The sequence below is a fragment of the Paenibacillus septentrionalis genome, assembly GCF_042659865.1.
In the GTDB taxonomy this organism is placed as follows: Bacteria; Bacillota; Bacilli; order Paenibacillales; family Paenibacillaceae; genus Pristimantibacillus; species Pristimantibacillus septentrionalis.
Genome location: NZ_JBHSTE010000005.1, coordinates 1 through 13,394, shown reverse-complemented (window position 1 = coordinate 13,394; position 13,394 = coordinate 1). Strand labels below are relative to the sequence as shown.

The window sequence follows — 13,394 nt, the reverse complement described above, 5'->3', positions numbered from 1 at the left end:
TTCGGTCTTTTTAGCTTTAAACCTTCGTTTCAGGCTCAGTTGACGTCTGATGATGAAGCATGGAATACCGACCTATATGATTAACCGTAAAGCTCCCTCGCAGCGTTTAGCATTTTCATGACATCGAGTTCTCCTGCTTTGCGTGCCTTCGTATATTTAAGTGGCAGCATGGAGCGCTTTAGCACTGACTTAATATCACTTGGGCGAAGAGTTGGATACAGCTCCAGCAAAAGAGCGATAGCGCCGCTTACATGTGACGTAGCCATACTCGTTCCGTTCATTTCATGGTAGCCATTGTTTAGCCAAGCCGACACAATTCGATCTCCAGGGGCATAAATATCTATATGTGCACCGCGATTGGAAAAAGGAGCAACCTTGCGCAGTGCATTTGTGGCGCCTACTGCTACAGTATTCAAGTAACGGGCAGGATAATCAATGGACTTGCGTTTGCTGTCGTTGCCAGAAGAGGCAACAATAATGACGCCTTTTTGATAAGCACGATTAACGGCATTAAGCATCGACTTGCTTTTCGTTCTCATGCCGAAGCTCATATTGATGACATTCATTTTATTGCGCACACACCAATCAATGGCTTGCACGATGTCAGACACAAAAGCACTGCCATATTGATCAAATGCTTTTACGGGAGCGATCAAAGCATGGGGCGCAACGCCAATCATGCCATGGCTGGGGTTAGAGGCAGCAATCGTACCGGCGATATGCGTACCGTGCCCGTTGTCATCAATTGGGGGGCGATTGCGCTCAACGAGGTTTATGCCCGGCAATATAGAGCCTCGCAGAGCAGGATGATGAAAATCTATGCCAGTATCAATCACGCCGATTTTTATTGTTCGGCCTGTTGTCATCGACCATGCTTGAGGAGCTTTAATTTTTTCAACACCCCATGGAATGCCATTGTTTATTAATTTGCTTCGAGTTGCGGAGGTTTGAAGCTGAATGATTGCATCGTCTTGCTTCACAACTGTCATGCCAAGCATCCTCCTCAGTACAATGTTCAATATTGTATGAGAACATGGAGGACTTTGTTAATGCATACGCCCTTTTTATAAACTTTAGGCAAATAATCGTGTCAATTCTGGCGCTGACTCATACCATATAGAAAGAGCAATTGCGCTCATAATTCTGCCGTGCTCGGCGGGCTATCGGCAGAAGGATACAGTCAAAAGCGACAGGAGCATACCTGTCGCTTTTTCTCTTGAGATTGAAGTTTCGAAAAAAATATGTGTGCTGACATGTTACAACTTGCATTTTTATAGGAAATAATGTTTACTATAGTTTGACTAATGTTAATGGATTGGATAACTCAACTTATTCAGATAGCAAGAGAGGATGTGTCAAGATGAGCGGTATCACTTTAAAGCTAGATCCGGAGCGTATTCGCGAGATGCCTTTGGTCGACTTGGCTTTTGAGGTATTAAAAGCTGCGAATACCCCACACTATTACCGTCACCTGATTATGGAGGTTGCGAAAATGCGTGGTGTTGGCGAAGAGGATATTAACAAATTTATTGCTCAGGTTTACACAGAAATTAATATCGATGGTCGCTTCGCGTGTGTTGGCAACAACGTATGGGGACTAAAACGCTGGTACCCGGTTGAACGAGCAGAAGATCCGGTGGGCAACTCCAAACGTACGCGCATCATTAATGATGATGACGATCTCGATGAAGAAGATGAGCTGTATACAGAGGAAGAAGAAACATACGAAGCTGAAGATGATGGCTTCGACAACTACGATGAAGACGATGCCTTTAGTGAAACTGAGGAAGAAGCTGAAGAAGAAGTCGAAATCGATGAAGAAGAGCTTGAAGATGAAGATCTGTCCCTAGAGGAAGTCGAGGAAGAAGAATTCGAGGACTTCGAAGAGGAAGAAAAATAATTTCGCAAGCGATAATGGGGAGACGTTTAACCGAAACATTGCGATTATGTGTCTAGTGCTTAGAGAGTCTTGACACAAGCAATAGTGGAGGGTAAACTATCCTATGGGCTAAAGAAACAGCTTAACATAATGATAGATCATTTATATACCAAAATGAGAAAAGTGCCCCCGTGCTACGGGTGTCACTTTTTTTGTTTGAAGAGGTAATAGATAAGCCGTGCTTCACATAAAAAATGTGGACAAGGCTTGATTTTTTTGCATTTGGGAAAGCTAAAACATATGAAAGCATGGAGGGTATTATCACAGTGACCAAATATATTTTTGTAACAGGCGGCGTTGTCTCATCATTGGGTAAAGGCATCACAGCGGCTTCTCTAGGAAGACTGCTTAAAAACAGAGGACTAAAAGTTACCATTCAAAAATTTGACCCATACATTAACGTGGACCCAGGAACAATGAGTCCATATCAGCACGGTGAGGTTTTCGTAACAGACGATGGTGCGGAAACGGATCTCGATCTCGGTCACTATGAGCGCTTTATTGATATTAACTTATCAAAAAACAGCAATGTCACGACTGGTAAAATTTATTCCAATGTTATTACAAAAGAGCGTCGTGGCGATTATTTGGGTGGAACGGTACAGGTTATTCCACACATTACAAATGAAATAAAAGAGCGTGTCTTCCGTGCAGGTAAAGAAACTGGTGCAGATGTCGTCATTACGGAAATTGGCGGTACTGTAGGTGACATCGAGAGCTTGCCTTTCCTAGAAGCAATTCGTCAAATTAGAAGTGACATTGGCCGTGACAATGTAATGTACGTGCATGTTACGCTAATTCCATATATTAAAGCAGCGGGTGAAGTAAAAACGAAGCCGACTCAGCACAGCGTGAAGGAGCTTCGCTCAATTGGTATTCAGCCTAACGTCATCGTTTGCCGTTCTGAATATCCGCTTGCTGAAGATTTGAAACGCAAAATTGGTCTATTCTGCGATATTGATGCCAATGCAGTTGTGGAATGCTTGGATGCTTCCACGTTGTACGAGGTTCCATTAATGCTTCAGGCGCAAGGCTTGGATCAAATCGTGCTGGATCATTTGAAAATTGATGCTCCTCCTGCTGATATGACCGAGTGGACAGCTATGGTTCAACGTGTCAAGTCGCTTAAAAACAATGTCGAAATTGCGATCGTGGGTAAATATGTTGCACTACATGACGCTTATTTAAGTATTGCTGAGGCGCTTCGTCATGCAGGTATTGCGCATGACTCTGATGTAACAATTCGCTGGGTAGATGCGGAAGAAGTAACAGATGCGAATGTTGCGGACATGCTTCAAGGCGTGAATGGTATTCTCGTGCCAGGTGGTTTTGGTGATCGAGGTATTGAGGGTAAAATTACAGCGATTCGTTATGCTCGTGAGCAAAAAGTCCCATTCTTCGGCATTTGTCTGGGCATGCAAGTCGCTGTTATTGAATTTGCTCGCAATGTATTAGGGCTTTCTGATGCAAACAGCTCTGAAATTAATGCATCTACGCCATATCCGGTTATTGATTTGCTGCCTGATCAAAAGGATATTGCAGATATGGGTGGGACAATGCGCCTAGGACTATATCCATGTAAAGTTGTTGAAGGTACAAATGCGTATGAGGCATATAGCGATGAACTTGTTTACGAGCGTCATCGTCATCGCTACGAGTTCAACAACGAATATCGTGAAGCGCTTGAGGAAGCGGGACTTGTTATTTCTGGTACATCACCAGATGGTCGTCTTGTCGAGATGGTAGAAGTAAAGGATCATCCTTGGTTCCTTGCGGTACAGTTCCATCCGGAATTTACATCCAGACCAAACCGTCCGCAGCAGCTGTTCCACCACTTTGTACAAGCATCGCTTAATCAAAAATAATAGCTGTTTATTGACTTCATACCGGTACAGAGTAAAAGTTAACCAATAAAGAAGGAATCTACCACCGTACAGCGAATAGGTTTAAATTAGTGTTAATGATTTGTATACGGCTGTTAGGGGGTAGAATTTGTTTGGAAAAGCAAAGAGTACTCATCGTTGATGATCAAAATGGGATAAGACTTCTGCTTATGGAAGTTTTTAATAGTGAGGGCTATCATACTACCCAAGCATCCAACGGCAAGGTGGCGCTTGAAATTGTTCGCAGTGAGCGGCCAGATTTGGTATTGTTGGATATGAAGATCCCGGGAATGGATGGACTTGAAATTCTGAAGCATATTAAAATGATTGATCCGACGATAACAGTGATTATGATGACAGCGTACGGTGAATTGGATATGATCAATCAAGCGACAGAGCTGGGTGCTGTAAAGCACTTCACAAAACCATTTGACATCGATGAGCTTCGACTGGAAGTTAATTATCAACTGAGAAGCCGAAGTAAGGTAAACTCAAAATTAGCTGAAGGCTAGTAAAACAGAAGCGTCGCTACAGACCGTAGCGACGCTTCGTTATTTTAGGACTACAAGCTGTAGGAAATCACAACACACTATGCTATAATATCGTTGAATAAAATAGCCTACCTATGGACGAGGCTATGTAATAGCACCATTTAGCAAGTTTGGGTGGCTCATGAAAAGCTTAATACTTACTAGGATACACATTTTATAGAATGGAACGTGCTTTCGTTTTCGGATATATGTGTAATAGAAACAGGGACAAGGGATACATGTAAAACCGCCTATTGTCAGCGCGCTGCCTCATTCGTCTAGTTGACCGTGGAGCACGCTTTATGGCGGTTTTTACTATGTTGACTTCCAGGTAAACGGGAGGACCAATAGATTAATGGAGAAATTAATGATACGCGGCGGAAAGCCGCTACATGGAACAGTAACCATTAGCGGCGCTAAAAACAGCGCGATTGCACTACTGCCAGCCGCAGTACTAGCTACTACAGAGGTTATCCTCGATAATTTACCCAATATTAGTGATGTCGCGATTTATAGTGAAATTTTAGAGGAATTAGGGGCAAAGGTATCACGACGCGAAGATGAAATTCGCATTGATCCCTCTAATCTCGTATCGAAGCCGATGCCTAATGGCAAAGTGAAGAAGCTGCGTGCTTCCTATTATTTGATGGGAGCACTACTAGGTCGATTTGGCGAAGCGACAGTAGGCATGCCAGGTGGCTGCAATTTCGAGCCAAGACCAATTGACCAGCATATTAAAGGTTTTGAAGCGTTGGGCGCAGTTGTGACAAATGAACAAGGTGCGCTTCATATTCGAGCAGAGCAGCTTCGTGGTGCAAAAATCTATCTCGATGTGGCGAGTGTAGGTGCAACGATTAATATTATGCTTGCGGCGTCTCGAGCAATTGGCGTAACCATAATTGAAAATGCGGCAAAAGAGCCTGAAATTGTTGATGTTGCGACATTGCTAACGGCAATGGGAGCTAAAATTAAAGGTGCCGGCACGGAAACGATTCGTATTGAAGGTGTAAGCGAGATGAAGGGATGTCGACATTCTATCATTTCTGATCGTATTCAAGCAGGGACCTATATGATTATGGCTGCGGCAACACGAGGCAATGTATTGATCGATAACGTGATACCAAAGCATCTGGAGGCATTGACTGCCAAGCTTGAGGAGATGGGCGTCGAGGTACAGGAGTACGATGAATCGATTCGTATTGTCGGTAAGCCTGAATATCACGCTGTTGACGTAAAGGCGCTAGTCTATCCGGGCTTTCCAACGGACTTGCAGTCTCCGATGACGACGCTGCTAACATGCGCCACTGGAACAAGTCTTCTTTCAGACTATGTTTACGGAACGAGGTTCAAGCATGTGCCTGAGCTTGCTTTAATGGGGGCGAATATTCGCGTCGAAGGAAGAACTGCGGTTATTGAAGGCGGCAAGCTGTCAGCTGCAAAAGTAAAGGCTGCTGATTTGCGTGCAGGTGCTGCGCTTGTTGTAGCAGCATTGACTGTGAAAGATGAAGTGACGGAAATTACTAATGTAGAGTACATTGATCGCGGTTATGACCGTTTGGTAGAGAATTTGCGCAATTTAGGCGCGGATGTATGGCGAGAAAACGATTAATCTAGTTGAAATCGGCATTGCTCGAATAGTTTTCATAGATTCGGGCAATGCTGTTTAAACAATAACAAGGTTTATATTTTATTATAAAGTGGTGAGAGCATGTCAGATCTTCAAATTGCGGATTTGGAGAACATGAAGTTGACCGAGCTGTATAAGCTCGCAAAGCAATATCAAATTCCATATTACGGTCAATTGAAGAAAAAGGAATTGATCTTCGCGATTCTTAGAGCGCAAGCAGAGAAAAGCGGCTTTTTGTTTATGGAAGGGATATTGGAAGTATTGCCTGACGGCTACGGTTTCCTTCGTCCAATTAATTATTTGCCAAGTAAAGAAGATATTTATATTTCAGCTTCCCAAATTAAAAAGTTTGATTTGCGCAATGGTGATCTTGTTTCAGGTAAATGTAGATTGCCCAAAGAATCAGAACGTTATTACGGATTGCTTCAAGTTAATGCAGTAAATGGCGAAAGTCCCGAAACTGCGGCAGAACGGTTACATTTTCCCGCACTAACACCTCTATATCCAGAGAAAAAGCTGGTGCTGGAAACGAAGCGAAGTAATCTTTCCACGCGAATTATGGATTTGCTTGCCCCTGTAGGCCTCGGACAGCGCGGACTCATTGTGGCTCCTCCAAAAGCTGGTAAAACACTACTCTTAAAAGAAATTGCCAACAGTATCTCAACAAACCATCCTGATATTGAGCTTTTTATTTTGCTTATAGATGAACGACCAGAAGAAGTAACGGATATGCAGCGATCTGTTAAAGGTGAGGTTGTTGCCTCTACATTTGATGAATTGCCGGAAAATCATATTAAGGTTGCCGAGCTGGTGCTCGAGCGCGCGCTTCGTCTTGTTGAGCATAAAAAGGATGTTGTGATTTTGCTTGATAGCATTACTAGATTGGCACGTGCATTCAACCTGCATGTTCCGCCGTCTGGACGTACATTGAGCGGAGGTATAGATCCTGCGGCCTTTCATCGTCCAAAACGCTTTTTTGGTTCAGCGCGTAATGTGGAGGAAGGCGGCAGCTTGACGATTTTGGCAACGGCGTTGATCGAAACAGGCTCGCGTATGGATGACATTATTTATGAAGAATTTAAGGGTACGGGGAATATGGAGCTTCATCTTGATCGTAAGCTTGCTGAGCGCAGAATTTTCCCTGCGATTGATATTCGCCGTTCCGGAACACGTAGAGAAGAGATGCTGCTATCTCAGGAAGAGCTGGATAAAGTATGGGCAATTCGCAAAAATATGAACGATACCTTTGAATTTGTTGATCAGTTCTTGAAGAAAATGAGAGATACAGAAAACAATGAGCAATTTTTGATGTCGCTGGATATTCCTTCGGACGGATCAAAAATTGAAAGCTTGAAAAAACAAGGAGCAACAGCTCCTGTTAAGCGCACTGCAACAACAGCGCGGAAAACAGTAGCAAGACCTGCTTCTAGCTCAAGCTCAACAACACCAGGCAACAATCGATAATATTCAGCTGTGCATTATTTAGCTATGCAACAATTATGTGATGATATGCATTAACCAGCTGTCTATGTGAATACCGCCTGTGCTGTTCGGTGCAGGTGTTTAGGAGGGCAACATGAATCTCGTATATGCAGATGAGCAAGGTCAAGTGTATGATCATCCTGATTATATTGGCCTCGCGAGAAGTGGCGATATGATTGTAGAAGTGATGGAGGATGAGCTTATTCCGCTGCCTGACGGAGCAACGCTTGTTAGCTTGCCCTTTAGCAAGCCGATTGCGCTTGATCCTGAGACAGGTGAAATGAAGGTCATTGGTGATGGAGCGCAAGCGGTTGGTGCGCTGCTTCCGCAAGGATATACTCGTCTTAATATTCCCGCATATGTCAAGAGCGATCCAAATGAAAAGCTACCGTTGTTCGGCTATACGGCGGTCGTTTGGAAGGATGGTCAGTTCTATGTAGCGGCAGAGCAATGTGACGAGCCGGAGAAGTGGGATCCGGAAAATTGCGATCGTCAGGAGCTGAAGCTGGAGGTAGACCGTCTCCTAACAACGTATCCGGAAAATCGCTTGTATCAGCATTTATCCAATTGCGCGCTCGAGTATGAGTGCCTGACTGCTTCCAATACGTTTCTTAATCGCTGGGAGGGCGGTGTGCCTGTATCCTTCTCTTGTAATGCGGGCTGTTATGGCTGTATTTCAGAGCAGCCTGATGACAGTGGGTTCCCTGCCCCGCAAACTCGAATGAACTTTCGACCTACTGTGGAGGAAGTTACACAGGTGATGCTGGAGCATTTAAAACAGCCGGACTCAATTATCAGCTTTGGGCAAGGTTGTGAAGGAGAGCCGAGCACGCAGGTCAAAATCATTGTTGAAGCGATGAAGCAGGTACGCAGTCGCACGGATATGGGCTACATTAACATCAACACCAACGCAGGCATAACAGACTTTATACGCGCCATCGTGGATGCAGGTCTTGATCTGATGCGTGTCAGCACAATTAGTGCGATTGAGGAGCATTACAATGCATACTATCGACCGCGCGGCTACACATTGAAAAATGTAGAAAAATCATTGATTTATGCAGCCGAGCAAGGTGTATATACGTCGATAAATTATTTGATTTTCCCGGGTGTAACCGATCGCGAGGAAGAGATGGAAGCGATGATCGACTTCTGCAAACGTACAAAGCTTAAGTTGATCCAAATGCGTAACTTGAACATTGATCCAGAGAGCTATCTGAACTTGATTCCGAAGGCAAAAGGAGAAATTTACGGCATGAAGCAGATGCTGCAAATTTTCCGTGAAGAGCTTCCCGATGTGGTGATTGGCTCGTATACACATGTTCCGCCAGCGCCATTTGTACGCAAGTAAGGCTCATATTTTTTCCATTGCATTTGACTATTGCTTCTGTTAAAATATTTTTATGTGCATATAACTCTGGTCCGTCTGAGATCCAGGGCAGAAAGAGGTGAACGAGATGAAACAAGGTATTCATCCGACATACCACGCCGTTACAGCGACTTGCGCTTGTGGTAACACATTCGAGACTGGTTCTATTAAACAGAACATTAAAGTTGAGGTTTGTTCCGCATGTCATCCATTTTTCACTGGTAAGCAAAAGTTCCTAGACGCAGGCGGCCGTGTAGATCGTTTCAAAAAGAAATACGGCATGTAAGCTGTGTGCCTGTATCAGGCGCCATAACGAAGCCTTTAGCGATTCTGCTAAAGGCTTCTTTGTTGTTAAGGGGCTTGCTTGCACCGTATGGAATGAATGTAGCTTCATGCTCATCGAGTGAAAGCGTTCGTATATTCAAAAGTTTCTCTGTTGAATAATCAACCAATTATGTGAACACATTGTGAGAAGGTTGCACTTTTGTCCGGTTTGTAATATACTGTTCCTTGCCGTGCTAGATGGGGAGGTAGCGGTGCCCTGTAACTCGCAATCCGCTGTAGCGAGGTTGAATTCCTATCTTAGGTGCTGTCGATGTGAGGTTTGACGCTTGCAAGTAGTGTTGACGGCGGGGTCCTTCGCAATGAGCGCTTATGAACCTGGTCAGGTCCGGAAGGAAGCAGCCATAAGTAAGTTAGTTCATGTGCCGAAGGAGTGCCTTGCTCGAGCTATGTAGCAAGAAAGTCGCTCGGATCGCTTCTATCGACGATAGGTGCACGGTTCTAATAATCGACACATATAACCTGCCAATGTATAAGTGAGAACTTGTGCATAGGCAGGTTTTTTGTTTTCTATTTGAGTTAATGATGTTGTTATGCGGGTTGATGTAGTATAATATAATGGCGCAATAGCACGAGCTATTGAACAAAAAGCAAGGGAGATCGTAACGTGTCACATATAGCTCTATATCGTTCTTGGCGTCCGCAGATGTTCAAGGATATGGTCGGACAACAGCATATCATACAGACGCTACAAAATGCGATACGTGAACAGCGTGTATCTCATGCATATTTGTTTAACGGTCCTCGGGGCACAGGGAAAACGACGACAGCCAAAGTATTGGCCAAGGCGGTAAACTGTGAGCATGGTCCTGCTATTGAACCATGCAATGAATGCGCGACTTGCATCGGCATCACAGAAGGGCATATTATGGATGTGGTGGAGATAGATGCTGCCTCCAATCGCGGGATTGATGAAATACGCGATATCCGCGATAAGGTACGCTATGCTCCTACGGAAGTTCGATATAAGGTGTACATTATCGATGAGGTTCATATGCTGACTGCGGAAGCATTTAATGCGCTGCTTAAAACCTTGGAGGAACCTCCCGCACATGTTATCTTTATATTGGCGACGACAGAGCCGCATAAGCTGCCCGCAACCATTATATCGCGCTGTCAGCGTTTCGATTTTAGACAGGTATCCACAGCAGAGCAGGTTGCACGGCTTGATGAAATATGCCGCGAGGAAGGCATTGCAGCAACAGAAGAGGCGTTATCGTATATTGCCCGACTTTCTGAGGGTGGAATGCGTGATGCTATTAGTCTTTTGGAGCAAACGGCGGCGTTTTCCAATCGGAATATAACGCTTGAAGCGGCTGTTGATGTAACAGGTGGAATTGCCGCTGAGCAATTTTACAAGCTTGCCGAAGCCATTCAGGCTAAAAACGCTGCGGAGATGCTGCCGCTAGTCGAACAGCTCATGCTGGCTGGCAAAAGCCCTGACAAATGCATGGAGAATTTAATCTACTATTTCCGCGATCTGCTTGTTCTAAAGCTTGCACCGGGTGGGCAAGCTGCTACGGAACGCATCGTTGATATTGATCGTTTTCAGGCAATGGCTTCGGCCTATACACCTGAAGAGCTGTTCCGTATGATTGAAATATTGAACCACTACCAGAACGAACTTAAAACGGCTGCCCAACCTCAGACGTTGTTGGAGGTAGCGCTGCTTAAGCTCTGTTCGACTAGTGTACCGAATGCGCAGCAAAGTGCTGGCATCAGCTCTGATGAGGTCGGTTCGCTTCGGCAGCAGATTCAGTTGCTTGAGTCACAGGTTTCCAAGCTTATGAAGCAGGGAGTTGCTGCTGCCCCAGCAGCATCGCAAGGCAATGACCGTCAGGCTCCTCGTAAGAGCTTTACGGCAAGCGGTATTAACCGGCCTAAGGTAAAGCTGGATCGTTATGTTGCAGCGTTACAGGGTCAGGAGACGCAAGCAGCTCGCATGAAGTGGGGCGAAATTATGGCACGAGTGAAGGAGCGTAAGGTTACGGTTCAGGCGTGGCTGAAGGACAGTGAGCTAGTGTCTGCAACAGATGGACAACTGCTGCTGACGTTCAAAAACGAGATGCATCGGGAGATGACTGAACGACCGTCACATCGAGAAATCATTGAGCAGGTGTCTGCTGAAGTGATGAATCAGCCCTATCAAATTGTTACTGTTATGCTCAAGGACTGGCAGGCTGCACTCGAAGGCAAGCAGGATAATTCCATTGAGTCGCTGGAGCTGGAGCCTGAGAATATACCTATGCAAGGCGGCGACAAGCAACCAGAATGGATCGAGGAAGCAGTTAAGCTCTTCGGAGAGGAACTTGTTGTTGTTAAAGAATAAATATGATGAGGTGTATAGCATGAATAATATGAATCAAATGATGAAACAGGTTAAAAAGATGCAAGCTCAAATGTTGAAGGCCCAAGAGGAATTGGAAAATAAAACATTTGAAGGAACAGCTGGCGGTGGCGTAGTTAGCGTTGTTGTGAATGGTCATAAAAAGGTGCTTAGCGTGGAGCTTAAGCCAGAAGCAGTGGATCCAGATGATATCGAAATGCTTCAAGATCTTGTATTGACTGCGGTAAATGACGCGCTTACCCAAGCTGAAGAAGGCGCTAATGCAGATATGGGCAAATTCACAGGCGGAATGAAGATCCCAGGTCTGTTCTAATTGGAAAATGGAGAGATAGGATAGCTCTAGCTATTCGAAAGGAGCTGTACCTACCACGTGCACTACCCAGAACCTATAGCTAAATTAATTGATTCCTTTACTCGATTGCCTGGGATTGGGCCTAAAACGGCTGCGCGACTTGCTTTTCATGTGCTACGGATGAAGGAAGAGGATGTCATTGATTTTGCAAAAGCACTAGTAAGCGTAAAACGGAATTTGTTTTATTGCTCAGTGTGTTGCAATATCACGGACACCGATCCTTGCCGAATTTGTCAGGATAAGAGCAGAAATTCGGAAGTCATTTGTGTAGTGCAAGAGTCAAAAGACTTAATCGCGATGGAGCGGACAAAAGAGTTTGATGGGTACTATCATGTGCTGCAAGGTGCAATTTCCCCAATGGAAGGGATAGGTCCGGATCAAATTCGCATTGCCGAGCTTTTGAAAAGGCTGGGTGATGATACGGTTCAAGAGCTAATTTTGGCCACGAACCCTAATATCGAGGGAGAAGCAACTGCGATGTATATCTCCAGACTCGTAAAGCCATTCGGGTTAAAGGTTACACGTATCGCACATGGTCTTCCTGTCGGAGGGGACTTGGAATATGCGGATGAAGTAACGCTATCCAAGGCACTCGAAGGAAGACGTGAGCTATTATAATGGTTAATTATCGTTTATTTCATTAGGGTTTATTGAGCGCTTGCTCGATAAACCCTTTTTCTATTCTTAGTTCTATTTTTAATGCCTGTACATAGATATGGTAGTAAGTAAGGATAGGGAGGCGTGAGGGGATGCTAGAACGCTTTTGGAATAAACGTGAAGGTGTAGACAACGCCGAGGAACATCAGGTAAATCCTCGTGATAAGAAACGTGAGATGGACAAGCTGCGTTTGGAGATTAAACAGGCACTTGAAGATAAGCGGGCAACAGAGATGATGTTTCAACATGCTGTTGGACAGGATGAGGTGGAGTGGGCCATCTTAAGACAAATGGCTGCCGAACAACGTTATCGCATGTTGTTGAATAAAGCAAGAGCGATGGATGTTGATTGGTCGAGAGTGCGGGGGTATGTATTATGAACATGATATGGCTAGCTATATTCGTGCTCTCATCGACAGCTTTGTTAATTGTATTGCTCCGTAAGCCGATTTCTCGAATAAGCCTAAAGAAAGTAATTGTACATTGGGTAATAGCGGCAACTGCATTATTTCTATTAAATATGATTGAATTCACACAACCATACGCGCTGCCGATTAATCCGCTCACGATTGGGCTAACGGCTTTACTTGGGATTCCCGGGATTGCATTATTGTTTGGTTTGCAATACGTTGTGCTTGTGTAATGGCATGCTGGAGTAACGTTGACTGGTAATAGCAATAGGTTGAGAAAAGCCGTGTAGCCCTTTATGCTACGCGGTTTTTTCAATGAATAACAAATCATCTTGAAAAAAGTTTTAAAAAGGGGTTGCATAATGGGCGGCTCCTATGATATATTATTTCTTGTCGCCGCGAGAGATTGCGAGAGACACACGAAACAAAACGTTCGCATCACGAAGTGATATGAAC

At 44.6% G+C, this 13,394-nt stretch carries 13 protein-coding genes and 1 other RNA gene; 13 read left to right on the top strand and 1 reads right to left on the bottom strand.

The genetic code is table 11. The annotated features are described in order from the left end of the window. Window positions 1–80: 80 nt before the first annotated feature. Window positions 81–989, bottom strand: a complete 909-nt coding sequence (locus ACFP56_RS14995; RefSeq protein WP_379235954.1) for a S8 family peptidase — start codon at window positions 987–989, stop codon at window positions 81–83. A 371-nt stretch (window positions 990–1,360) separates the two neighbouring features. Here ACFP56_RS14995 and rpoE point away from each other — a divergent pair, with 371 nt between their 5' ends. The 13 genes from rpoE to ACFP56_RS14930 all read left to right on the top strand — a co-directional run bounded on the left by rpoE (window position 1,361) and on the right by ACFP56_RS14930 (window position 13,171). Next, the gene (gene rpoE, locus ACFP56_RS14990) at window positions 1,361–1,900 is read left to right on the top strand and encodes a DNA-directed RNA polymerase subunit delta (protein ID WP_379235952.1); all 540 of its coding nucleotides are present in this window, start codon (window positions 1,361–1,363) and stop codon (window positions 1,898–1,900) included. A gap of 305 nt (window positions 1,901–2,205) precedes the next feature. Next, entirely contained in the window at window positions 2,206–3,804 is a 1,599-nt protein-coding gene (locus ACFP56_RS14985) for a CTP synthase (RefSeq protein WP_379235950.1), read from the top strand. Between the two features lie 131 nt (window positions 3,805–3,935). Then, entirely contained in the window at window positions 3,936–4,334 is a 399-nt protein-coding gene (locus ACFP56_RS14980; RefSeq protein WP_379235948.1) for a response regulator, read from the top strand. Between the two features lie 373 nt (window positions 4,335–4,707). Next, the gene (locus ACFP56_RS14975; protein WP_379235946.1) at window positions 4,708–5,961 is read left to right on the top strand and encodes a UDP-N-acetylglucosamine 1-carboxyvinyltransferase; all 1,254 of its coding nucleotides are present in this window, start codon (window positions 4,708–4,710) and stop codon (window positions 5,959–5,961) included. A 99-nt stretch (window positions 5,962–6,060) separates the two neighbouring features. Continuing rightward, window positions 6,061–7,443 (top strand): transcription termination factor Rho, encoded by a 1,383-nt coding sequence (rho, locus tag ACFP56_RS14970; protein WP_379235944.1) that lies wholly within the window; start codon window positions 6,061–6,063, stop codon window positions 7,441–7,443. A gap of 112 nt (window positions 7,444–7,555) precedes the next feature. Next, window positions 7,556–8,812: a radical SAM protein gene (locus tag ACFP56_RS14965; RefSeq protein ID WP_379235942.1), complete on the top strand. Its 1,257-nt coding sequence runs from the start codon at window positions 7,556–7,558 to the stop codon at window positions 8,810–8,812. A gap of 106 nt (window positions 8,813–8,918) precedes the next feature. Further along, the gene (rpmE, locus tag ACFP56_RS14960) at window positions 8,919–9,116 is read left to right on the top strand and encodes a 50S ribosomal protein L31 (protein WP_379235940.1); all 198 of its coding nucleotides are present in this window, start codon (window positions 8,919–8,921) and stop codon (window positions 9,114–9,116) included. Between the two features lie 227 nt (window positions 9,117–9,343). Further along, window positions 9,344–9,611: signal recognition particle sRNA large type (gene ffs, locus ACFP56_RS14955), an RNA gene on the top strand. A gap of 168 nt (window positions 9,612–9,779) precedes the next feature. Then, a complete protein-coding gene (gene dnaX, locus ACFP56_RS14950) occupies window positions 9,780–11,501 on the top strand; it encodes a DNA polymerase III subunit gamma/tau (protein WP_379235938.1) in 1,722 nt (573 codons plus the stop codon). A 19-nt stretch (window positions 11,502–11,520) separates the two neighbouring features. Next, window positions 11,521–11,832, top strand: a complete 312-nt coding sequence (locus tag ACFP56_RS14945; RefSeq protein ID WP_379235936.1) for a YbaB/EbfC family nucleoid-associated protein — start codon at window positions 11,521–11,523, stop codon at window positions 11,830–11,832. Window positions 11,833–11,889: 57 nt separating this feature from the next. After that, on the top strand, window positions 11,890–12,489 hold the full coding sequence (gene recR, locus ACFP56_RS14940; RefSeq protein WP_379235934.1) for a recombination mediator RecR: 600 nt from the start codon (window positions 11,890–11,892) through the stop codon (window positions 12,487–12,489). A 131-nt stretch (window positions 12,490–12,620) separates the two neighbouring features. Beyond that, window positions 12,621–12,908 (top strand): hypothetical protein, encoded by a 288-nt coding sequence (locus ACFP56_RS14935; protein ID WP_379235932.1) that lies wholly within the window; start codon window positions 12,621–12,623, stop codon window positions 12,906–12,908. Beyond that, on the top strand, window positions 12,905–13,171 hold the full coding sequence (locus ACFP56_RS14930; protein ID WP_379235930.1) for a pro-sigmaK processing inhibitor BofA family protein: 267 nt from the start codon (window positions 12,905–12,907) through the stop codon (window positions 13,169–13,171). The genes ACFP56_RS14935 and ACFP56_RS14930 overlap by 4 nt, the downstream gene beginning before the upstream one ends. Window positions 13,172–13,394: the final 223 nt, after the last annotated feature.

Bases quoted from the DNA above. Each gene is read 5' to 3' on its own strand.
- ACFP56_RS14995 (WP_379235954.1), bottom strand. From the start codon at position 989: ATGACAGTTGTGAAGCAAGACGATGCAATCATTCAGCTTCAAACCTCC.
- rpoE (WP_379235952.1), top strand. From the start codon at position 1,361: ATGAGCGGTATCACTTTAAAGCTAGATCCGGAGCGTATTCGCGAGATG.
- ACFP56_RS14975 (WP_379235946.1), top strand. From the start codon at position 4,708: ATGGAGAAATTAATGATACGCGGCGGAAAGCCGCTACATGGAACAGTA.
- rho (WP_379235944.1), top strand. From the start codon at position 6,061: ATGTCAGATCTTCAAATTGCGGATTTGGAGAACATGAAGTTGACCGAG.
- ACFP56_RS14965 (WP_379235942.1), top strand. From the start codon at position 7,556: ATGAATCTCGTATATGCAGATGAGCAAGGTCAAGTGTATGATCATCCT.
- rpmE (WP_379235940.1), top strand. From the start codon at position 8,919: ATGAAACAAGGTATTCATCCGACATACCACGCCGTTACAGCGACTTGC.
- ACFP56_RS14945 (WP_379235936.1), top strand. From the start codon at position 11,521: ATGAATAATATGAATCAAATGATGAAACAGGTTAAAAAGATGCAAGCT.
- ACFP56_RS14935 (WP_379235932.1), top strand. From the start codon at position 12,621: ATGCTAGAACGCTTTTGGAATAAACGTGAAGGTGTAGACAACGCCGAG.
- ACFP56_RS14930 (WP_379235930.1), top strand. From the start codon at position 12,905: ATGAACATGATATGGCTAGCTATATTCGTGCTCTCATCGACAGCTTTG.